Source organism: Microbispora sp. NPDC049125 (assembly GCF_040802045.1).
Classification (GTDB): Bacteria; Actinomycetota; Actinomycetes; order Streptosporangiales; family Streptosporangiaceae; genus Microbispora.
The window spans coordinates 329,775-350,138 of record NZ_JBEZDW010000004.1; the positions used below are offsets into that span (position 1 = coordinate 329,775).

A 20,364-nucleotide genomic window follows, 5' to 3' on the forward strand; every position below is an offset into this window, starting at 1 on the left:
ACGGCCCGCCTTCCGGACCCTTCCGTTCATGCGAGCACTTGGATCAGCTTCGTGGCGAACGCCCGCGGATGGTCCATGTAGCCCATGTGACCACTCGGGAACTCCACCGCCTTGGCGCCCAGGAGATCGGCTGTCACGGCGCTCATGCGACGCGCCGTCGTCCCCCCATGACGTCCGAGGCCGAGCACGATCCGCGCCGGGCCTTCTTTCAGGGCTGCGATATCGGGCTTGTAGCCCATGAAGGCCCGCACCTCGTGCGCCACGAAGAACTCCTCGTCGGCCTTCAGCCGTTCCAACATGGCGCGATCCGGCTCCACCGCGTCCGCCTCGGGTGCGCCGGCGTCCCCGTCGGGATCGTCGACACCCTTCATGAACACCTCCATGGCCGCGTCGGCTCCGGAACGGCGGTATGTCCCGTGAACCTCCTCGGCGACCGCTCGATAGCGGGCACGATCGGGCAGCACGTCGTAGACGGGCGGTTCGTGCGCCACCACCGTGCCGAGGCGCCGCGGACGGCGAGCGGCCAGGTCGAGCGCGATGGTCGCCCCGCCGCTGCTGCCGAACACATGCGACAGGCCGGCGCCGAAGTGGTCCAGCAGACGGCGGGCATCGTCGGCGTGGTCCGCGACCTGGACCTCGTCGACCGGCCCGTCCAGTCTGCTCCGCGAGCTGCCGCGGCGGTCGTAGGTGACGACCTGGTAGCGCGAAGCGAGCAAGGGCGCGATCGAAGCGAAGACCCCGGCCTCACCGGCCCCGCCATGGATCATCAACAGGACGGGCCCGGAGCCCCGCACCTCGTAATAGAGGCCGGCTCCGGGCACTTCGAGGAAGCCGGTCTTCGCCGGCGCACCGGTCTGCCCTGGTGCCGTCGCCGCATCCTCCGCACATCCTGCGAGGAGCACGGCGCCGGCGGCCCCGATCAGCCCGGACAGCACCGTCCGCCTGTGGATCCCGGCGTCCTCGAACATGGAGACTCCTCTTCGCGTCTTCGACGGGTACTGATGCCGAGGACCGCCATCGCGGTCATGAGACTCCCCTCGGGGCCGGGGGAGTGCCGCTGTCCGGTGCCGCCGCATCATGCGTCCGTCCTGCGGAACACGGCGTACGCGAGGGTCAGCATCGCGGCCACGAAGGCGGTGAACAGCCCGAATCCGGCCCATGGGGACAGGTCGCCGGGATCGTCGATCGTCGTCGTGATCCGCAGGCCGGCCAGGGTGGGCCACAAGTCGGCGACGCCTCCGACGACTTGCAGGAGGATGTTGGGGACCAGGGCCGTCGCCGCCACGACGATGGTGATGCCGCCCGCCGTCGCCCGGACCAGGAAGCCCACCGCCATCCCGAACAGTCCGACCAGTGCCAGGTACGGCCCGGTCATGAGGACCGCTCTCAGCACGTGCGACTGGCCGAGCGCGGCGCGCGGGGCATCCGCGGCGGCGAGGTTGGGCTGGCCCATGAGGAACGCGCCCAGCCCGACCACGATGCCCGCCGCCACGGCCACCGCGGCGAACACCATGACCTTCGCCAGCAGCCACCGTCCCCGGCGCGGTACGGCCGTCAGGCTGGGCCCGATCATGCCGGTGGCGTACTCCGAGGTGATGACCAGCACGCCGAGCACGCCGATCGCCAGCTGGCTGAACGCGGTTCCGCCGAAGAGGCTGACGAACGTGGGATCGAAGCCCGCCTGCTGTTCCGGCCGCAGTTCCTGATAGTTCTCTGCGGCACCCGCGGCGTACAGCACGCCGAAGCCCACCCCCAGGATCACTGCGGCGAGCAGGGTGTAGGCGGTGGAGCGCAGGGTGCGCAGTTTCGCCCACTCCGAGAGCAGCGTGTCGGCGAAGGTCGCCGGCCGGTACGGCGGAGTCACGCTCATCGGGCCGCTCCATCTGTCACGCCGAACTCGACGCTGTCGCGGGTCAGCTCCATGTACGCCTCCTCCAGCGACACCCTCTGCGGGCTCAGCTCGTGCAGGACGACATCGTGGGCCGCGGCGAGCCTGCCGATCTCCGCGCTGTCCAGGCCGGTCACGTCCAGCGTGCCGTCCGGCCGGCGCCTCACCCTGGCGCCGGCGTCGGCCAGAATCTCCATGAAGGCGTCGGGGGAGCGGACCAGCACCGACGGGGACGAGCCGGCACGGATGAAATCGTCGATACCGGTGTCGGCGATCAGCCGGCCTCTGCCGATGACCAGGAGATGATCGGCGGTCAGCGCCATCTCGCTCATCAGATGGCTGGAGACCAGCACCGTACGGCCCTGCGCGGCCAGGCCCCGCATGAGTGTGCGGATCCACCGGACGCCATCCGGGTCCAGGCCGTTGACGGGCTCATCGAACATGAGGACCGCCGGGTCGCCGAGCAGCGCGGCGGCGATGCCGAGCCGCTGGAACATGCCGAGGGAGAAAGTGCGTACGCGCCGGTGGGCCACGTTGTCCAGACCGACCTGGCCGAGGACCTCCTCCACCCGCCTGCGGGGTATGCCGTTGCTCCGCGCCAGGCAGAACAGATGGTTGTAGGCGGTACGGCCGCCGTGCACCGCTCTGGCGTCCAGCAGAGCGCCGACCTCACGCATGGGAGCGGGCAGGGCGGCGTAGGGCCGCCCGCCGACCGTGGCCGTTCCCCTGGTGGGAAGGGCGAGGCCCGCGATCATGCGCATGGTGGTCGACTTGCCGGCTCCGTTGGGTCCGAGGAATCCGGTGACCACGCCGGGTCGGACGGCGCAGGAAAGCCCGTCCACGACCACCCGCTCGCCGTAGCGCTTGGTGAGATCTCGCAGCTCGATCATGGGATCGACGTTAGGAACACGGCGTCCGCAGGGCGACACTCCGCAGGCTGATCCCGGTACGCCGGACCGTACGACTCAGGTCTGACGCCGGTCCACCCCGGGGGCGCAAGCATGAAGTCCCGCAGTACGGGGCACCGTCTACGCCGCCGGCTTGGCGAAGCCCACCGCGGCGAGGTGACTGGCGTGGCGGCCCGTCAGGCACGGCTCGGCGCCGCATCGGGCTCCGCGATTGACGCCGCGGCGCGTCGGGGGAGCAGCAGCGGGGTCGCCAGCAGGAGCACGCCGGCCAGGCCGATGGCCGTGCGCGGGCCGAGCAGGCTGCCCAGCACGCCCCAGACGGCCGTCAGGAGCGCGGTCGAGGCCTTGGTCGTCACCGCCCAGGCGGACAGGGTGCGGGCGACCCGGCCGGTCGCGGTGCGCTCGAGGCGATAGGTGGCGTAGACGGGATTGAAGACCCCGCAGCTGAAGATGAGCCCGAGTTCGACGCCCATCACCAGCAGCAGCCCTCCGGTGCCCGGCCCCAGGAAGGCCAGGCCGACGGGCCAGAGCGCGCGCGACGCCCCCGCCACAACCAGGACCCGGTGCTGCCCGAACCGGGTGACGAGCGGCCGGGCCAGCCGCGAACCGAGCAGCCCGCCGATCGCGGGCGCGGCGAAGGCGAGGCCGTACTGCCACGGTGCGAAGCCGAGCTGGCCGAGCATCAGCACGGCCAGCAGCGCGTCGGCGGCCATCACCAGGCCGTTGAACAGGGCGGTGTTGAAGAACAGCGGACGCAGCGTCGCGTCGGCGAGGATGTACCGCCAGCCGTCGAGCAGGTCCCCGGCCCGCATGCGCGCGGCATTCCCGCGTTCGGGCCGCGGCTCCTGGCCGCCCGTCGCGCGGATGCCCAGGGCCGAGAGCAGGTAGCTGACCGCGTCGGCCACCACCGTCGCCACCGGGCCGAGGAGCCCGATCGCGGCACCGCCGAGCGGCGGCCCGATGATCGTGGTCGTCCAGGCCGTGGACTCGAATCGGGCGTTGGCGACGAGCAGGTCCCCGGCCGGCAGCAGCGTCTTCAGGTACGCCCCCGAGGCGGCACGGAAGGTGATGTCGGCCGCGGCGACGACGACCGAGACCAGCAGGAGCTGGACGAAGGAGAGCACGCCGAACGCGAACGCGGCGGGGATCGTCAGCAGTGCCGCGAACCGCACCAGGTCCATCCCGATCAGCACCGGCCGCTTGCGGCGGAACTCCACCCACGGGCCGAGCGGCACCGCCACGGCAGCGCCCACCGCCGCCCCCACGGAGAACAACGCCGCGACCTCCGCCGGCCCGGCGTGCAGCGACCGGATCGCGATCAGCGGGAACGCGCCGAAGGCGAGCCACGTGCCGAGCGCGCTGGTCCCGTACGCTCCCCAGAGCCACCCGAATGGCCGTCCGAGCCGGTGCCCGTTCCTCATGTCCGACGCCCCTCGTCACTCACTCGCACAACCGATCCGCGATCGGAAGCATCAAAGCGAGCATCATGCCTGCGGATCAAACAACCGAAAGCCCTCCTGGCCACAACCGGCGGTTGTATCCGTAGGGTGTCCGCATGGACCTCGACGCCGTCCGGACCTTCGTCGCCGTCGCCGACGCGGGGCAGTTCCAGGAGGCCGCCGCCGAGCTGGCGGTCACCCAGCAGGCCGTCTCCAAGCGCATCGCGGCGCTGGAGAAGGGCCTCGGGGTGCGGTTGTTCACCCGCACCCCGCGCGGGGCCGGGCTCACCATCGACGGGCAGGCGTTCCTGCCTCACGCGCGTGAGCTGCTGCGCGTCGCCGAGCGCGCGGTCGCGTCCGTCCGTGCCGGCAGCCGTCCGCTGCGCGTCGACGTGATCGCTTCGCGCACCGCGGCGTCGGGCCTGATGCGCGGCTTCCACCGCGCGCACCCCGAGATCGACCTCGACGTGGTGATGCTGTTCGATGCCGAGACGGCCGTCGCCGCGATCCGGTCCGGTGTGATCGACGCGTCCTTCCGCGCCGTCGCCGTGCCCGGCCGGCCCCTTCCCGAGGACATCGAGTCCGTACGGGTGCTGGACGAGCCGCTCCAGCTGCTCACCGGGCCCGCCCACGCGCTGGCGGGCGCCCGGTCGGTGACCGTCGCTCAGCTCGCCGGGCACCGGATCTGGATGCCCGGCATCGTCCCCGGGACCGAGTGGGCCGCCTACTACGACGACCTCGTCGCCGAGTTCGGCCTCACCATCGAGGCGACCGGCCCCAACTTCGGCTCCGACGCGCTCCTCGACACCGTCGCCGACACCCCGGCCCTGGCCACCTTCATGGGTGAGCACACCCGCCTGGTCTGGCCCGTCGGCCACGGCCTTCGCCGCATTCCGGTGACCGGCCCCACACCCGTCTACCCGCACTCACTCCTGTGGCACCGCGACAACCCCCACCCCGCGCTGGCCACCCTCCGTACCCACCTCGCCGCCACAGCGTCCGGCCACGACACCGCCGGGGCCTGGACGCCTGACTGGGTCATCCCGCGCTGAGGCCGCCGCCTCGTCGCACCGCATCTTGATGAACAGCTCCGATCTGGATCCGAGAGGGACTCGGCAACGGCCTGAGGTCTCCGTATCGCGGCTGGGACTACGGGGACCACTCCATTCACCATCACGGAGACCACTACCCCAGCTGGTCGCGGCGGCGCGTCAGGTAGGCGATCTCACCCGTGTTGCCGGCCAGCTCGATGGCTTTGTCGTAGGCCGCGCGTGACTGCTGACTTCGGCCCAGCCGGCGCAGCAGGTCGGCGCGCGTCGCGTGATAGGGGTGATAGCCCGCCAGCTTGTCCTCAAGACGGTCGGCGGCCGCCAGCGCCACCTCCGGACCGTCGAGCTCGGCGACGGCGATGGCCCGGTTGAGCGCGATGATCGGCGAGGGGTCGAGGCGGACGAGCTGGTCGTAGAGCGCGACGACCTGCGACCAGTCGGTGTCGCGTACGTCGCGCGCGGAGGTGTGGACGGCGTTGATCGCCGCGAGGATCTGGTAGCGGCCCGGAGCCACACCGGCGGCCAGGCGCTCGCGTACCAGCCGGTGGCCCTCAGCGATCAGCGCCGCGTCCCAGGCCCCGCGGTCCTGCTCACCGAGGGCGACCAGTTCGCCGCTCGGCGAAACACGGGCGGTACGGCGAGCCTCGATGAGAAGCATCAGCGCCAGCAGCCCGGCCACCTCGCCGTCGGCCGGCATGAGGGCACGGATCAGGCGGGTGAGCCGGATCGCCTCGGCCGTCAGGTCGTGGCGTACGGGATCGGTGCCGGGGCCGGTCGCCAGGTAGCCCTCGTTGAAGACGAGGTAGAGAACGGCCAGCACACCGGACACGCGTGCCGGAAGATCCTGCGCGGACGGCACCCGGTAGGGGATGCGAGCCGCCTTGATCTTGGCCTTCGCGCGGGTGATCCGCTGGCCCATGGCGGTCTCCTGCACCAGGAAGGCGCGGGCGATCTCGGCCACGGTCAGACCGCCGACCATGCGCAGTGTCAGCGCGATGCGGGTCTCCATCGCCAGCGCCGGGTGACAGCAGGTGAAGATCAGCCGGAGCCGCTCGTCGTCGATGGCGCCGAGAGACTCGGGCGGTTCGTCGTCGTACAACATGTGAGCCTCCTTCTGCTTGTCTCCACGCTTGTTCTCGCGACGTACCCGGTCGATGGCCTTGCGGTTGGCGGTGGTGGTCAGCCAGGCACCGGGGTTGGGGGGCACGCCGTCGGCCGGCCACCGCTCGACGGCGGTCGCGAACGCCTCGGCAGCCGCCTCCTCGGCGATGTCGAGGTCACCGAAACGCCTGGTGAGGGCGGCGACCACCCGCGCCCACTCCTCGCGGTGGGCCCGGGTGACCGCCTCCCGGACGTCGATCACGCTCACAGGAACGGTCGCACCTCGGTCTTCCGGTTGCAGGCCTTCGACCCCTCGGCTGCCAGCTTGAGCGCCACGTCGAGGTCGGGAGCCTCGATGATCCAGAAGCCGATGAGGAACTCCTTCGACTCCACGAAGGGCCCGTCGGTGAACAACGCCTCCGCACCGCGGTTGTCGATCACCGTGGCCGTGTCGGGCCCGCCGAGGCCGCCGGCGAAGACCCAGTGCCCCTCGGCCTGGAGCCGGTCGTTGAACACGTCGATCGCAGCCTGCTCGTCCGGGGTGGAGAAGTCGGTCGTGTCGGCGATCACGGAAACCAGATACTGCATCTCGCATCATCTCCTGTGCTTGGGGAACGCCCTTCGCGGGCGGCCGCTCACCCCTACCACGAACACCTCCGCACGGATCCGACACCGCCGCCCTTGTCTTCTTTCACAATCTCAGAACACCGGCACAGCGGTTGACGCCAAGCCGATGATCTCGCGCTTGGCGCCGGCCTCCGGGACCAGCGGGTTCTCGTTCGGCGGTGTGGCGGTCCATGGCCGTGACGGCCGGAAAACAGGTCTTCGAAACTCGGCACATCTCCGGTGTCGAGAACGTGGCGGCGGCTCCGTCCCAGGCATACCAGTGGCCATGACGGGCCGCGCGCCGAAGAGGGATCCAGCGTATGGACGACCTGCGACCAACCGCTGGATGGACCGAGAACGACGACAGGAGGAGTGACCGTGCGACCGAACGAGATCACCGAGGTTCTGAACCGGCCGATCAGTAAGGAGCTGCTGGCTCGCGACCTGACCCGCTTGGCCTACGTCGCCAAGGACGGCACACCCCGCAATGTCCCGATCGCGTTCACCTGGAACGGCTCGGAGATCGTCATGTGCACCACGAAGAACGCTCCGAAGCTCCCGGCCCTGCGCGGCAACCCGGCCGTAGCCCTGACGATCGACACCGAGGTGCACCCGCCGAAGATCTTGCTGATCCGCGGTCGCGCCGAGCTGGACGCCGTCGACGGCATCCCGGACGAGTACCTCCAGATGAACGGCACCTACGAGATGACGCCCGAGCAACGGGTCCACTGGGAGTCGGAGGTGCGTTCGCTCTACCACGAGGGCATGGTCCGGATCGTGGTGACCCCGACGTGGGCGAAGCTGATCGACTTCGAGACGACTCTGCCGAGCGCGGTCGAGGAACTGGTCCGGCGGCGGGCCGAGCGTCAGCGCGGCTGAACGCCTCGCGGTCGCAGTACGCCCTGGTCGAGGCGCCGGACGATCGCGTGACGGTAGGTCATGCGGTGTGGCGGCGGCGCTGGCGGGCGGCCTCGTACAACACCACGGTCGCCGCGCTGGCGGCGTTGAGAGAGCTGGCCGAGCCGGCCATGGGGATGCGTGCCATCGTGTCGCACGCCTGCCGCCATCCCGCGCTCAGCCCGGTGGTCTCGTTGCCGACGACCAGGAGGGTGGGGCCGGTCAGGTCCAGGTCGGCGACGTCGCAGGCGCCGCTCTCGTCGGTGCCCACCACCGTCAGCGGCAGCCCCTGGGCGCGCAGCCCCTCCACCCACGCCAGCACCTCCCGGTGAGAGTGGGACCGCACCACCGGCAGCGCCAGCAACGACCCGGTGGAGGCCCGCACCGATCGGGGATCGTAAGGGTCGGCGGCGTGCCCGGTGACGATCAGGCCCGCGCCGCCGAACGCGTCCAGTGAGCGCGCCATCGTCCCGATGTTTCCGGGGTTGTTCGGCCGGTCGAACACCGCGCCCAGGAAGGACGGCCCCACCTGGATGCGGGACAGCTCATCGTCCGGCAGTGCGGCCACCGCCACCAGCTCGGGTACGTCCTCGTCCTTGCCGCCCAGCTCTCGCAACAGGTCGGAGGCCATGGCCACCCGCTCGCCGCCGGCCGCCTTCAGCATCTGCTCCGCCCAGCTCGACAGCGGCCGCTCGGCGTCGTAGATGAGCGCATGCACCGGCCAGCCGAACTCGACCGCCAGGCTGATCGGCCGCACTCCCTGGATCAGGAACTCCCCGGCCCGCTGCCGCTTGGCCCGGTTGCCCAGCAGCGCCTGCCACTGCTGGAACCGCGCGTTCGCACGCGTGATGCGAACGTCTCCCGATGCCGAATGCCGTCGATTCACCACGCTCTACAGAGTAATCGGATCCTTTCCCGGCGTTCTTGCGCGTCCGCCGTCCCCAGCGACTGCCCAGCCCGGCTGCCAGGGGGCCCGCCGAGACCGAGCCCGGCCGCGGGTTCGAGCCACCGGCGTAGCGCCGGCCGAATAAGCCGCGCAGAACACAGTTTCCGCATTTGTCAAACAGCGCGCGAAAACGCGTCGGAGAACAGGGATTCCCGGTGAAGTCAACCGCATTCCTCGATTGGTTTTCCGTGTGGAGCGTGATATTCAATTTGGCACCGACCACCACTAGTCCACGCGGGGAATCACGCCATGAACAACCATTCGGCCGATGCCGGTTGGCGGGTCGACCAGCGCTGCACCAACTGCGACGTCGCCCGCCAGCTCGCGCCGGGCCTGGTCGCCGAGATCGCCGGCCGCTCCTCGGTCATCCGGCAACCACGCACCGACGCGGAGGAAAAGGCACTGCACGCCGCGGCATTCGCCTGCCACACCCGCTCGATCCGCCACGGCGGTCGAGGGCCGGACCCCGCTCTCGATCCGTTCCCGCTACGCCTCACCGAGCACGTACACCTGTGCGGGCACAATTCGCCGCACACCGCCGGCGCGAACTCCTATCTTCTGCGCCGGCCCGCCGGAAACCTCATGATGATCGACACGCCGCGCTGGAATTCCACCCTGGCGGCGAAATACGCGGCCATCGGCCCGGTGACCGATGTGCTGCTCACCCATCGCGACCATGCCGCGCACGGCCGCGAATACGCCGACCGGTTCGGCGCCCGGCTCTGGATCCACGAAGGCGACCTGGCCGCGGCGCCGGACGCCGACGAGATCCTACGGGGCACCGAGCCTGTCGAGATCGCCGACGGGGTGAGCGCGCACCCGCTGCCCGGGCACACCGAGGGCAGCGTGCTGTATCTCGCCGACGACACGTACTGCTTCAGCGGCGACAGCTTCTACTGGTCCCGGTCCGACGGCGACATCGCCGTCGCCGAGTCGGTCACCTGGTTCTCCATCACCGAACTGGCCGCGTCGCTGGCCCGTACGGCACCGCGGATCCGGTTCGAGTGGCTGCTGCCCGGACACGGCGACCGCAGGCACCTGCCCGCCGAGGAGCTCGCCCACCGGATGCGCAACCTGGCCGGCCGTACCGGAGAACTCTCGCCGCGGCCGATCGACTTCACCGCGCTGCGCTGGTGACGCATCCCATCCCTGGAGAACCCATGTCCGCCCTTGCCCCGGCATCACGCACATCGCCACGTCCAGGACCGACAACGCCTACCTGATCGACGGACAGATCAGATGACGGTGTGAGAGCGGGCTGACGCGGCGTGGGGGAGCGCTAAGCGCGGCTCAGCCGGGTTCGACGCCGAAGGGTGTCTCCTGACCGGTCCACGCGATGTCGTCAACCGCCAGAAACGGCTCGCCGGCCACGGTCGCGGGGGTGACTCCGGTGAACGACACGACGTCTCGATGCAGGTGGGACTGGTCGGCGTAGCCGCCGTCGGCCGCGACTCTGGCTGCGTCTTGTCCCGCGACCAGGCGGTGGGCGGCATGGTCGAAGCGGACCAGCTTCACGGCACGCTTGGGCGTCAGGCCGACCTGCGACCGGAACCGGGACCACAGGCGCTTGCGGCTCCACCCGAGCTCGGCCGCCAGCCGGTCGACCCGGACCAGGCCGCGGCCCCCGACGATCCGTTCCCAGGCCCAGGCCACCTCCGGGTCCACCGGCGGCCCCGACTCATGTCGGCGGGCGAGCAACGCGTCTGTCAACGCGAAGCGATCCTCCCATGAGGAGACATCGCCCAGTCGCTCACGAATCCGCGACGCATCCCGGCCCCACAGGTCGTCGAGGGCCACCACGGCGCCGTCGAAGTCGGCCGGGGAAGCGCCCAGAACCGCGCGTGCGACCACCGGAGACAGGCGCACCTGCACGCACTCGACATTCTCACCCCGCGCCCAGACCGCGCCGCCGGATCCGAGCCCGGCCCCGGCGACGATGCTTCCCCGCTGCCGCCGCCCGGCGGCATAGTCCACGACGGGCGAACCGGCGCCGAACTCCACAAGCAGTGTCACGGCCGGGTGCGGGACCATCCGGAGCGCGTTCAGCTCACGGACACGGAACCCGGCCATGGTGACACCGGCCACCCGGCTGGGCCGCGCTGGGCGTGCGACGTCCCACACAGCCGCACCGTGCACGAACATCCGCACCGCCCCATGCTACGCGGCCGGCCGAGGGAACATTCGTTCAATACGCCGGCGTCTACCGGCGGTGACAGTGGCCTCATGACTGTTCCTGACGGGCGACCGCACGAGAAGTGCGACGCCGAGAGTACGACCCTGTCCCTGGACGACGGCGACATCCATGTGCGCCAGGACGGCCCCCGCGACGCTCCGGCACTTCTGCTCATCCACGGGTCCGCCTCCTCGACCCGCTCGTGGGACGCGCTGGTACCGATGCTGACCGGATCCCATCGCGTCATCCGGATCGACCTGCCCGGCCACGGCCGGTCGGCCGAACCGGCCGGCGGCGGCTACGCGCTCCCCGACCAGGGACGCCGGGTCGGCGAGGCGCTGGACCGGCTCGGCGTCAAGCACGCCGTGGTCGTCGGCCATTCCAGCGGCGGCGCGGTCTCCACCGCCCTCGCCGAGGAACGGCCCGACCTGGTGACCGCGCTCGCGCTCATCAACACCGGGCCCAGCCTGGACGCCCTGATCGCGCCGGACTCCGACGCGATCGATCCCTCGCAGTGGCCGCCGGCCGACGAGCAGATCCGCCGGATCGCGAGCACCGGGTTCAGCCGCGCGGGCTACCGGATACCGCAAGAACTTGTGGACGATATGCGCGGCATGAGCTTCCACGCGATCGCCGCGGCGATGCGGGCGGTCCGGGACTACCTGGAGCAGCGGACGCTCCCGGACCGGCTGGTGGATCTCGGCAAGCCACTACTGGTGATCTTCGGTGAGGACGACCGGAGATGGCGATCCTCGTCCGCCGCCGGCTATCGCGTCGTTCCGGACGCGAAAGTCGAGTTGATGCCCGGCATCGGGCACTCCCCGATTCTGGAGGATCCGCCGCGGACCGCCGTATCCCTCCTGGCCTTCAGCGCGATCCACGCAGGGCGGACGGCCGCCTGATGTCAGAGGGACGAGGTGTCCCGCCGGCCTGTCTCGCCTGACGACACGTATCCGGAATGCGCCTACCTACTGTTGAGCAAGGAAACAGGATCATGCGGATTCTCATCTCCGGCGCCAGCGTCGCCGGCCCGGTGCTGGCGTACTGGCTCACCAGGCACGGCTTCTCCGTCACCGTCGTCGAGCGTGCCCCGGCTCCGCGCAGGACCGGCGGCCACGCGGTCGACCTGTTCCGGCCCGCGATGAACATCTCGGAGAAGATGGGCGTGCTTCCGCGCGTCGAGGAGCGGGCCACGGGCGCCAGCCGGATGACCCTCTGCCGGGAGGGCGCGCGGCGTCCCGTCCGGGTGGACCTCTCCAAGATCTTCAGCGCCACCTCCGACCGGCACGTCGAGATCATGCGCGACGACCTGAGCGAGATCTACTACGACGCCACGCGCGACGACGTCGAGTACGTCTTCGGCGACTCGATCACCGCGATCTCGCCCGACGGCGAGGTGCGGTTCGAGAACGCCGCGCCACGCCGCTTCGACCTCGTGGTCGGCGCGGACGGGCTGCACTCCAACGTGCGCCGTCTCGTCTTCGGCGAGGAGTCCCGCATCAGCGCCTTCATCGGGGCCTACCTCGGAGTTCTGACCCTGCCCAACACCTCCGGCCTCGACGGCGAGCTCCTCATCCACGTCGGCGTCGGCCGCACTGCCGGCATGTACGGCGTGCGGCACCTCGGCGACGCGCGGGCATTGTTCCTGTTCCGGAGCGAGCACGAGCTCGACTACCACCACCGCGACGTGCCCCGCCAGAAGGAACTGCTGCGCGGCGCGTTCGACGGCCTTCACGCCGACGTGGACCGCTGGCTGGACGAGCTCGACCGCACGTCGGCGTTCTACTTCGACTCGATCACCCAGGTCCGCATGGACACCTGGTCGCGGGGGAGGGTGACGCTCGTCGGCGACGCGGGCTACTGCCCCGGCCCGGCCGTCGGGGGCAGCACCAGCCTGGCCGTCGTCGGCGCGTACGTCCTCGCCGGGGAACTGGCGCGGGCGGGCGGCGACCACGAGCGCGCCTTCCCCGCCTACGAGCGCGCGATGGCGGAACACGTGCGCGGCAGCCACGCGGTCGCGCTCAGCGCGGCGAAGACCCTGATACCCACGTCCCGCCTCGGCGTCTCGGGACTGGCCCAGGGGGCCCGCCTGATCTCCGCCCTGCCCGCTGGACCCGGCCGCGCCCTCGTCCGCCTCACCACCAAGAGCGCACGCCTGTACGACTCCATGACCGTCGACGACTACCGCCATCATCCACCGCATCAGGAGGCCGGGCCAGAGAGGGGTACCTGATGTTCGCGCGGCCCGCCGTACAGCACGTCGATGGCCTGGCGGCGGTCAGGCTTGAGTCTCAAGTGACCTGAGACTCCAGGATCGATGCCGTGGGCGGCGGACGTTCGCTCCCGCCGCTCAAGACCCGTTCGATCCGACTTCGAGAGGTTCGCATCCCATGCCTCGATCTGTGACGCCGTCCGCTGAGGACGGCAGGCGACTCATTCACGACTTCGTCGACGAGACTTTCGGCGATCTGGACGCCAATCCCGACTTCGTCGCCTTGTTGCGTTCTGCCGTACCCGAGATGCCTGCCGACCCCAGTCCGGAGCAGGTGGACGCCTGGGCGGAGCTGGTGGCGTTGGTGCGCGATGCCGATTTCAAGGCCTCCGTCCGTCGTATGGCCGAACAACAGGCGGCGGAGAGAGCGGAGGGTGATCGGACCGGACTGCATCATGAGGTGACCGAGCTGGTCCGGGAACGAGTGCGGCAGGCGCAGACCGAGGGGGTGGAACCGGGTTCTCCGCAGGCCCGGGCGATACTGGTGGAGTTGATCGCCGGATATACCGCGACATTCGGCCATCCGGACAGCGCCGAGTATCGCCGGAAGTTGCTGACCCGGCTGGAGGTCGCCAACGATCCCCGTGCGGAGCGGTACTTCGCCCTGCTGTCCACGATCAACGGCTGGCCGGTGCAGCCGAGCCTGGCGCCGGTGTTCGACTGGTTCATCCAGGCGCTCCGGCACCACCCCGTTCCTTAGCCGCGGCCTGTTCGAGTGCGGCGAGGAACCAGCGCGCCTCCGGGACCGGGTCGGGTTTCGGGGACGTTCCGTTGATCATGGCCAGTAGACGCCAGTAGCGGGAGATCCGCGGGTCGGCTCCGATGCGGATCCGCTCGGCGAGCCAGACCCGGAATCCGGGCTCGTCGGACCGCCGGTGGGCCCGGGCGAAGACGGTGACCAGCCTCTCCACGATAGGCCGGGCCGCGGCGGAGCCTGGCGGGATTCCGTCCGCCAGCGCACGGCCGGCGAGGTCCAGCACGGCCTGCTCGGCCTGCGCCCAGCTCTCCGGATCGCCCTGCTCGGCGCCGGAGGAGCGGTCGGTGGCGTGCCGCTCGAATGCCTGGCGCATGCTCTCCCGGAAGTCCGGGTCGCCGACCTGGTGCGCCAGCTCCAGCCACGCGTCGGATTGCTCGGCCGACGGGTCCTCCGGCAGGTCGGGCAGCATCGAACGCAGGTGTGCGGCGAACTCGGGCTCCATGTCGAGCCCACGCGTGGCTTCGGCCACGAGATCGGCCACCAGCTGCCGGCGCTGCTCCGCCGGCAGCCGGGCGAGCCGGTTCGCACGGGCGATCTCCGGCGAACCGGTACGGCGGGTGGTGACGTAGCGCAGCACCGCCTGCCGTACCCGCAAGGTCCGGATCTGGTCCTCCAGAGCGGCGATCTGCCCGTCGGCGACGCCGGTCAGGGTCTGCGGGTCGGCGAGCACCTGCGCGATCGTCGCGATGTCGACGCCGAGGTCGCGCAGCGTGCGGACGAGTTCGAGCCGGTCCAGCGCGTCGTGGTCGTAGAGGCGGTAGCCGCCGGCGGACCGGCCGGCCGGGGGTACCAGCCCTTCGTCGGAGTAGTACCGGACCGTCGGCACCGACAGCTTGGCGAGCCGCGCCACTTGGCCGATCGTGTAGAGACCGTCGTCGTTCACGCCGTCCAGCCTGGCTCATCGACCGCCGGCGTGGCATCGTCCATGGCGGCGTAGGCAGGCGCGGATACGACGGAAACCGGCAACCAGTGATCTGCGGATCGGCCTCGGCTGCCCGACCAGGGACAGCGATGCGCAGACGCGGCCGGAGGCCCGATCTTGTGTCACCGTTGGCAGTGGACTTCTTCGCGTACCCCGCTGAGATCGGTCAACGGCGCACCTGATAGCGCAGGTGAAGCACCCGGTTGCCCTGAATCACCACGTCAGGATCCTCCAACAGGTGCTGCGCGTGGACCGACCCGAAGTAGCGCTTGCCGGACCCGAACACGACGGGTACGACGTCCATGCGCACCTCATCGATCAGGCCCGCGGCGAGCACCTGGCCGCCGACGTCGCCGGCGGCGACCTCGACCATGCGGTCACCCGCAAGCTCCTGCGCCTTGGCCACGGCTGCCTCGACGCCGTCGACGAAGTGAAACGGCGCCTCGGGGTCCCAGCCCTCGGGCATCGGCCGGTGCGACACGACGACCACGTGATCGATCCCGCCCGGAGGCTTGCCGCCCCAGCCGTCCGTCATGTCGAAGACATGGCGGCCGACGATCGTGACTCCGATCTGGTCCCAGTACGCCCGGGTGTAGTCGTAGGACGTCTGCGACACCTTCAGCTCGCCGCTGTCGTCCAACGGGACGTCACCGCTGGACAACCAGTCGAACAGCGGTCCGGGCTGGTCATTCTCGTCCGCGACGAAGCCGTCCACCGACACCGAGCTGTACATGACAACCTTGCCCACGGGGCTCTCCTCTGCTTTGGGGCCCCCAAATTAGCGTCTCGTGAGCTGTCGCTCTTGTACGAAATCAATCGGCCGGCAGCGGCCAGCCGTCCAGCACGTGGCCGGGATGTTCGCGCAGGAACCGCCGCCGGACTTCAACGTACCGGGTCGGCGTGAGCCCGGTGAACGCCCGGAACTCGTGGCCGAAGTGGGCCTGGTCGAAGTAGCCTGCGCCACCGGCGAGGTCGCCCCAGTCGATCGGTCCGGCGGGGTCGATCGCGAACACGGTGGCGGCGAAGCGGTAGGTGCGGGCCAGCCGCTTCGGCGTGACGCCGATGAGCTCCTTGAACCGCTGTGCCAGATGAGTGCCACTGACACCGGCTGCCACGCTCAGGTCGCCGATCGCCACCGCCCCGCTGGTCGCCGCGATGACGCTGCTCGTATGGCGGACCAGCCCCAGACCGGCGGTCTCGCGCAGCCGTCGCATCAGCTCCTCCTCGAGCAGCGTCAGCATCTCGTGCGGCCCGGCCGCCGCGGCCAGCCGGTCTCGCAGCTCGGCAATGGCGGGCCGGCCCCAAACCTGCTCCACCGTCACCGGCCGGTCACACAGCTCGGCCGCGGGCATCGGCAGGAACGGCGCCGGCCCCCACGGCTTGAAGTGCACGCCTACGGACCGGGTCCCCGGCGGATAGCCGAACTCGAAGGCGCGGGTGGGCGTGGTGACCACGCAGCCGTCGGCGTACTCGGCCGTCTCGATGTCGGTGCCGGCGCGGACGCGGAACGGCGCCCCGAGGTTGACGATGAGCAACGCCGCCGGCATCGGCGGCAGCATCAGCCGGGCGTACGGCGGCGCACCCTCCAGGTAGTAAAGGTCGTCGATCAGCCCGTCCAGCGGCGGTCGCGGCACTCTGGACACGTACTCCACGCCCACAGCATCGCCGCCACCGTGTTCGCGATCAACCCCGCCGACATCGCACGCCGCCGCCCCGTGGACGTCGGCCGACCGCCGGATGGCGGCCTCCCGCCGAAAACGGAGTAAAGATTTGTTGACATCATGTCTGTGCTGCTTTACCTTGACTATGTTAAGTTTGTTGTACATGGGAGCGGACATGTCCTCCGAAGAGAAGCGCACGTGGATCTACGTCGTGGTCGCGGTCGGCGTGGCCGCGGTCTACTTCGCGACCGTCCTGTCAAAGGTGCCGGGAACCGACGTGGGGACGATCGCCTACGTTCGGCCGATGCTCACGGCGATCGGTGTCGGGATCGCGGCGAACATCGCCCTGAACATCATGGCCGCGACCCTCTCACCGAGGGAGGCCGACAAGACCGACGAGCGCGACAAGCAGATCAACCGGCTGGGCGATTACACCGGGTTCTACGTCATGAGCGTCGCCGCGATCGTCCCGCTCGGCCTGGCGATGGCGGAGATCGAGCACTTCTGGATCGCCAACACGCTCTACCTGGCGTTCGTCCTGGCCGCCCTCGCCTCCTCAATCGTGAAGATCGTCGCGTATCGGCGGGGCTTCTAGCCCATGGCCAAGCCCACCAGGGTGACCAACGCGATCCGAGCCCTGCGGTTCGCCCACGGGGAGATGACGCAGGCCGAGCTGGCCGAGCGTATCGGCGTGACCCGGCAGACCGTCATCGCCATCGAGCAGGGCCGCTACTCCCCGTCTCTGGAGATGGCCTTCCAGATCGCCCAGGTGTTCAAGGTGCCGCTCGACGACGTCTTCCAGTACCCCGACACCGAGGACTGACCGCCACGCCACCAGCACCGGTGCGCGGGGACACCGCCCCGCGGCCTTCCCCCTTCACGCCCGAAATCAAGGGAGAAGCATGCACGCCCCCCAACGAGTCGCCCGGATCGCAGGCCCGGTCCATCTGATCGCTGCCCTCTGCGCCATGGTCGAATGGCCGCTGGCCGCCGATACCGTCGTTGAATCGGAGGCCGTCGGATGATCACGGGACTCTCACGAGCCGGCGCGACCGCTGAAGGCGCCGGCGCGGCCGAGCCGGTCCGCACCGCCCGCGTCACCGGGCTGTTCTATCTCGGTATGGTCATCGCGAGCGTGCTCGAACTTCTGGTCGTACGGCCGCGGCTTTTCGCGGCCGACGATCCCGGTGCGACACTGGCGCACCTGGCCGGGAACGGGTCGCTCGCGCGCGCCGGGATCGTGCTGGAGATGCTCATGGTCCTCACCCAGGCGCTCACCGCCACGTGGTTCTACCGCCTGTTCCGCCCCATGGACGCCTTCGCCGCCGGCGGCATCGCCGCCTTCGGCCTGGTCAGCGCGGTCACAGGTCTCGGCAGCGCGGCGTTCCTGGCGACGGCGGCCGAGATCGCGTCCGGCCCGGTCGGCGACGCGCCGGCAACCGTCCATCTCCTGTATCTGTCGAGCGCCAACCTGTTGGGCGTGGGAGCGATGTTCTTCGGCCTGTGGCTCATCCCGATGGGCTTGTGCGTGCTCCGCTCGGGGTGGATGCCCAGGCCGCTGGGCTGGGTGCTCATCGGAGGCGGCGCCGGCTATCTGCTCGGCGCGTTCATCGTGTACTTCGCTCCCGAGGCACGAGTCGTCGCCGAACTTCTCGCGACGCCCGCGCACGTAGGGGAGTTCTGGATGGTCGGCTACCTGCTGGTCCGCGGTGTCCGCCGTCGCGCGCTCCAGGAGGCACCACGAGACGACGCTTACACGGCGTCACCTGCGCCGACGTGACCCTCGTACGGTTCACGCGGTGGGGGCGTCGTCCGCCTCCGGCTCCCGGGGCGGACCGGAGGGAGGAGGGGGAGGCTCCCGTCCAGCAGCAGCGGCTGCCGTCGGGCTACCGTTGCTCCGCATGACGCATCCCGAGATCGAGATCACCGCGGAGCTGATACGGGATCTGCTGCGCGACCAGCATCCCGACCTGGCCGATTACCCGGTGAGGCTCGGGGCGCGCGGCTGGGACAACCAGCTGTGGCGGCTCGGTGACGACCTCGCCGTCCGGCTGCCCTGGGCGACCCGGTCCGCGGACGCGCTGTTGGGCAAGGAGTACACCTGGCTGCCCGCACTCGCCCCGCGCCTCCCGCTGTCGGTTCCCGTCCCGCAGCGCCTCGGCGAGCCCTCCGCTCTGTTTCCACGGCCCTGGATCGTCACCACCTGGGTGCCGGGCGAACCGGCCGACCGCGCCCCCGTCACGCGCGCCGCGGAGGCTGCCGACGTCCTGGCCGCTTTCCTGACGGCTTTGCACCGGCCCGCCCCTGCTGAGGCGCCCGTCGGTCGCTTCGGTCGCGGAGGGCCGCTGGCCGACCACTCCGAGGGGTTCGCCCAGCAACTCGCCTCGGCCACTGAGATGGGGCTCATCCCCGACCCGGACGCCGTTCGCGCGGTCTGGGACGACGCCGCCGCCGCGCCCGACTGGGCCGGCCCGGCGCTATGGCTCCACGGAGACCTTCATCCGGCCAACGTCCTGACCGCGGACGGCGGCATCTGCGGCGTGATCGACTTCGGCGACCTCTGCACGGGCGATCCTGCCTGCGACCTCGCCGCCGCCTGGATTCTGCTGCCGGACGGCGCCGTCGACCGCTTCCATGACGCCTACCAGCCGGCCTTGGACGCCGCGACCCTGCGCCGCGCCCGCGGATGGGCGGTAGGACGCGCCCTCAGCGGCATCCTCATCGGAGACGCCGGCGTCCGCGGCCGCCCGGGCGGCAAGGCCACGTGGGGCCCACCCGCCCACGCCTCGCTGCAACGCCTCATCGCGACCCATCGCTGATCAACAGGCGTCCGTCTGACGAGCGTCTGAGCACGTTCAGCCTTACGGCGAGGTACGGCTGGACGTCGCCAAGCGCTTGTCCCTCGGTGGTCGTTCAGATACTGAAGATCCGATTGGACCTCGTCAGTCGATGCCTTCGACGATGCGGAAGTCGCGCTCGACGCCGTCGGAGAGGGCGACCAGCGCCTCCTGATAGGCCGCACTCTCGTACGCCGCGACGGCCTGCTCGAAGCTGTCGAACTCGATCAGGACGGTGCGCTCGGCGATTCCGGCGTCACGCGCCACGACCCGGCCCAGACGCCGCCGGCGGTCCTGTTGGTCGTCGCCGGGCACACGCAGATCACCCAGATCTACGAGGGCACCAACCAGATCCAGCGCGTTGTCATGGCCCGCCAGCTCCTCAAGTAGCCCCTTGACCTGTGAAACCCCCGCTTCCCTGTGCTTGGGAGGCGGGGTTCGTCATGTCCGATTCGGAGCCTCTAAGGGATCTTGTTCCGTGGCTGTTCCGTGAGAGTTGCCGACCGTGTTTCGCGTTGGTCGTTAACGTCCGTCAGCGGGACGCGCCCGCGCTAACAGAGCGTGACGATCCCTGATCACGAAAGCGAAGAGCCGCCGGGCCGTTGTCGTGGCCGGTGGCTCGTGTGCTTGCGAGCGCTACCCCGTGGGGCCCTGGTCGCCGGAGAGGGCGCGAGGCCGGAACAGGCGGTCGTCGATCGCTTTGCGGGCGCGGTCATGAGTGAAGTTGCCCCGGTTGTGTGGACAGGCCGGGGTTTGCGGCTATGCGGCAGCGTAGCGGGATGCCGGGGTGTGTCGGCGTTCGCATTCGGTGGGGCTGAGCATGCCCAGGGTCGAGTGGCGCCGGCGGGGGTTGTAGAACTCTTCGATGAAGTCGAACAGGCGGCCTTGGCCTGGGCGCGGGTGGCGGA

At 70.3% G+C, this 20,364-nt stretch carries 22 protein-coding genes; 10 read left to right on the forward strand and 12 right to left on the reverse strand.

The features are described 5' to 3' along the window. Positions 1-26: 26 nt before the first annotated feature. The 4 genes from AB0B72_RS07450 to AB0B72_RS07465 all read right to left on the reverse strand — a co-directional run bounded on the left by AB0B72_RS07450 (position 27) and on the right by AB0B72_RS07465 (position 4,217). Positions 27-935, reverse strand: coding sequence for an alpha/beta fold hydrolase (locus AB0B72_RS07450; protein WP_367737585.1), 909 nt, complete (start codon positions 933-935; stop codon positions 27-29). Between the two features lie 140 nt (positions 936-1,075). Further along, positions 1,076-1,870, reverse strand: coding sequence for an ABC transporter permease (locus tag AB0B72_RS07455; RefSeq protein ID WP_367737586.1), 795 nt, complete (start codon positions 1,868-1,870; stop codon positions 1,076-1,078). After that, positions 1,867-2,778 (reverse strand): ABC transporter ATP-binding protein, encoded by a 912-nt coding sequence (locus AB0B72_RS07460; protein WP_367737587.1) that lies wholly within the window; start codon positions 2,776-2,778, stop codon positions 1,867-1,869. The genes AB0B72_RS07455 and AB0B72_RS07460 overlap by 4 nt, the downstream gene beginning before the upstream one ends. A 194-nt stretch (positions 2,779-2,972) precedes the next feature. After that, entirely contained in the window at positions 2,973-4,217 is a 1,245-nt protein-coding gene (locus AB0B72_RS07465) for an MFS transporter (RefSeq protein ID WP_367737588.1), read from the reverse strand. A gap of 134 nt (positions 4,218-4,351) precedes the next feature. Between AB0B72_RS07465 and AB0B72_RS07470 the strand changes: the two genes are divergently transcribed. After that, the gene (locus AB0B72_RS07470) at positions 4,352-5,287 is read left to right on the forward strand and encodes a LysR family transcriptional regulator (protein ID WP_367737589.1); all 936 of its coding nucleotides are present in this window, start codon (positions 4,352-4,354) and stop codon (positions 5,285-5,287) included. 133 nt (positions 5,288-5,420) lie between these two features. Here AB0B72_RS07470 and AB0B72_RS07475 read toward each other — a convergent pair whose 3' ends face one another. Then, positions 5,421-6,653, reverse strand: coding sequence for an RNA polymerase sigma factor (locus AB0B72_RS07475; protein ID WP_367737590.1), 1,233 nt, complete (start codon positions 6,651-6,653; stop codon positions 5,421-5,423). Next, the gene (locus AB0B72_RS07480) at positions 6,650-6,973 is read right to left on the reverse strand and encodes a YciI family protein (protein ID WP_367737591.1); all 324 of its coding nucleotides are present in this window, start codon (positions 6,971-6,973) and stop codon (positions 6,650-6,652) included. The genes AB0B72_RS07475 and AB0B72_RS07480 overlap by 4 nt, the downstream gene beginning before the upstream one ends. A 396-nt stretch (positions 6,974-7,369) precedes the next feature. Here AB0B72_RS07480 and AB0B72_RS07485 point away from each other — a divergent pair, with 396 nt between their 5' ends. Then, a complete protein-coding gene (locus AB0B72_RS07485) occupies positions 7,370-7,870 on the forward strand; it encodes a pyridoxamine 5'-phosphate oxidase family protein (RefSeq protein ID WP_367737592.1) in 501 nt (166 codons plus the stop codon). A gap of 58 nt (positions 7,871-7,928) precedes the next feature. Here the strand turns inward: AB0B72_RS07485 and AB0B72_RS07490 are convergent, their stop codons facing one another. Next, positions 7,929-8,777 (reverse strand): TrmH family RNA methyltransferase, encoded by an 849-nt coding sequence (locus AB0B72_RS07490; RefSeq protein WP_367737594.1) that lies wholly within the window; start codon positions 8,775-8,777, stop codon positions 7,929-7,931. A 306-nt stretch (positions 8,778-9,083) separates the two neighbouring features. Between AB0B72_RS07490 and AB0B72_RS07495 the strand changes: the two genes are divergently transcribed. Then, positions 9,084-9,971, forward strand: a complete 888-nt coding sequence (locus tag AB0B72_RS07495) for an MBL fold metallo-hydrolase (RefSeq protein WP_367737595.1) — start codon at positions 9,084-9,086, stop codon at positions 9,969-9,971. Between the two features lie 153 nt (positions 9,972-10,124). On the opposite strand, the gene AB0B72_RS07500 is transcribed toward AB0B72_RS07495, so the two are convergent. After that, positions 10,125-10,976 (reverse strand): helix-turn-helix domain-containing protein, encoded by an 852-nt coding sequence (locus AB0B72_RS07500; RefSeq protein WP_367737623.1) that lies wholly within the window; start codon positions 10,974-10,976, stop codon positions 10,125-10,127. Between the two features lie 81 nt (positions 10,977-11,057). Here AB0B72_RS07500 and AB0B72_RS07505 point away from each other — a divergent pair, with 81 nt between their 5' ends. From AB0B72_RS07505 to AB0B72_RS07515, 3 genes are all read left to right on the forward strand, one after another. Continuing rightward, the gene (locus AB0B72_RS07505) at positions 11,058-11,909 is read left to right on the forward strand and encodes an alpha/beta fold hydrolase (RefSeq protein WP_367737598.1); all 852 of its coding nucleotides are present in this window, start codon (positions 11,058-11,060) and stop codon (positions 11,907-11,909) included. A 92-nt stretch (positions 11,910-12,001) separates the two neighbouring features. After that, positions 12,002-13,240, forward strand: coding sequence for an FAD-dependent monooxygenase (locus AB0B72_RS07510; protein ID WP_367737599.1), 1,239 nt, complete (start codon positions 12,002-12,004; stop codon positions 13,238-13,240). A gap of 169 nt (positions 13,241-13,409) precedes the next feature. Then, positions 13,410-13,979: a hypothetical protein gene (locus AB0B72_RS07515; RefSeq protein WP_367737600.1), complete on the forward strand. Its 570-nt coding sequence runs from the start codon at positions 13,410-13,412 to the stop codon at positions 13,977-13,979. On the opposite strand, the gene AB0B72_RS07520 is transcribed toward AB0B72_RS07515, so the two are convergent. From AB0B72_RS07520 to AB0B72_RS07530, 3 genes are all read right to left on the reverse strand, one after another. Next, complete coding sequence (locus tag AB0B72_RS07520) at positions 13,945-14,919, reverse strand: MerR family transcriptional regulator (protein WP_367737601.1); 975 nt, start codon at positions 14,917-14,919, stop codon at positions 13,945-13,947. The two genes, AB0B72_RS07515 and AB0B72_RS07520, sit on opposite strands and share 35 nt — an antisense overlap. Before the next feature lie 205 nt (positions 14,920-15,124). Continuing rightward, a complete protein-coding gene (locus AB0B72_RS07525; RefSeq protein WP_367737603.1) occupies positions 15,125-15,706 on the reverse strand; it encodes a dihydrofolate reductase family protein in 582 nt (193 codons plus the stop codon). Between the two features lie 64 nt (positions 15,707-15,770). After that, on the reverse strand, positions 15,771-16,610 hold the full coding sequence (locus tag AB0B72_RS07530; RefSeq protein WP_367737604.1) for a helix-turn-helix domain-containing protein: 840 nt from the start codon (positions 16,608-16,610) through the stop codon (positions 15,771-15,773). Positions 16,611-16,794: 184 nt separating this feature from the next. Between AB0B72_RS07530 and AB0B72_RS07535 the strand changes: the two genes are divergently transcribed. The 4 genes from AB0B72_RS07535 (at position 16,795) to AB0B72_RS07550 (ending at position 19,438) form a co-directional block, all read left to right on the forward strand. Further along, positions 16,795-17,214: a hypothetical protein gene (locus tag AB0B72_RS07535; RefSeq protein ID WP_367737605.1), complete on the forward strand. Its 420-nt coding sequence runs from the start codon at positions 16,795-16,797 to the stop codon at positions 17,212-17,214. A gap of 3 nt (positions 17,215-17,217) precedes the next feature. After that, entirely contained in the window at positions 17,218-17,442 is a 225-nt protein-coding gene (locus AB0B72_RS07540) for a helix-turn-helix transcriptional regulator (protein WP_367737607.1), read from the forward strand. Positions 17,443-17,640: 198 nt separating this feature from the next. Continuing rightward, a complete protein-coding gene (locus tag AB0B72_RS07545) occupies positions 17,641-18,399 on the forward strand; it encodes a DUF4386 domain-containing protein (protein ID WP_367737609.1) in 759 nt (252 codons plus the stop codon). 121 nt (positions 18,400-18,520) lie between these two features. Beyond that, positions 18,521-19,438 (forward strand): aminoglycoside phosphotransferase family protein, encoded by a 918-nt coding sequence (locus tag AB0B72_RS07550; RefSeq protein WP_367737610.1) that lies wholly within the window; start codon positions 18,521-18,523, stop codon positions 19,436-19,438. 123 nt (positions 19,439-19,561) lie between these two features. Here the strand turns inward: AB0B72_RS07550 and AB0B72_RS07555 are convergent, their stop codons facing one another. Next, on the reverse strand, positions 19,562-19,771 hold the full coding sequence (locus AB0B72_RS07555) for a DUF1330 domain-containing protein (RefSeq protein WP_367737611.1): 210 nt from the start codon (positions 19,769-19,771) through the stop codon (positions 19,562-19,564). Positions 19,772-20,364 lie beyond the last annotated feature (593 nt).

Coding starts and splice junctions, on each gene's coding strand:
- AB0B72_RS07455 (WP_367737586.1), bottom strand. CDS start 1,870: ATGAGCGTGACTCCGCCGTACCGGCCGGCGACCTTCGCCGACACGCTG.
- AB0B72_RS07460 (WP_367737587.1), bottom strand. CDS start 2,778: ATGATCGAGCTGCGAGATCTCACCAAGCGCTACGGCGAGCGGGTGGTC.
- AB0B72_RS07465 (WP_367737588.1), bottom strand. CDS start 4,217: ATGAGGAACGGGCACCGGCTCGGACGGCCATTCGGGTGGCTCTGGGGA.
- AB0B72_RS07470 (WP_367737589.1), top strand. CDS start 4,352: ATGGACCTCGACGCCGTCCGGACCTTCGTCGCCGTCGCCGACGCGGGG.
- AB0B72_RS07480 (WP_367737591.1), bottom strand. CDS start 6,973: ATGCAGTATCTGGTTTCCGTGATCGCCGACACGACCGACTTCTCCACC.
- AB0B72_RS07495 (WP_367737595.1), top strand. CDS start 9,084: ATGAACAACCATTCGGCCGATGCCGGTTGGCGGGTCGACCAGCGCTGC.
- AB0B72_RS07500 (WP_367737623.1), bottom strand. CDS start 10,976: ATGTTCGTGCACGGTGCGGCTGTGTGGGACGTCGCACGCCCAGCGCGG.
- AB0B72_RS07505 (WP_367737598.1), top strand. CDS start 11,058: ATGACTGTTCCTGACGGGCGACCGCACGAGAAGTGCGACGCCGAGAGT.
- AB0B72_RS07510 (WP_367737599.1), top strand. CDS start 12,002: ATGCGGATTCTCATCTCCGGCGCCAGCGTCGCCGGCCCGGTGCTGGCG.
- AB0B72_RS07535 (WP_367737605.1), top strand. CDS start 16,795: ATGTCCTCCGAAGAGAAGCGCACGTGGATCTACGTCGTGGTCGCGGTC.
- AB0B72_RS07540 (WP_367737607.1), top strand. CDS start 17,218: ATGGCCAAGCCCACCAGGGTGACCAACGCGATCCGAGCCCTGCGGTTC.
- AB0B72_RS07545 (WP_367737609.1), top strand. CDS start 17,641: ATGATCACGGGACTCTCACGAGCCGGCGCGACCGCTGAAGGCGCCGGC.
- AB0B72_RS07550 (WP_367737610.1), top strand. CDS start 18,521: ATGACGCATCCCGAGATCGAGATCACCGCGGAGCTGATACGGGATCTG.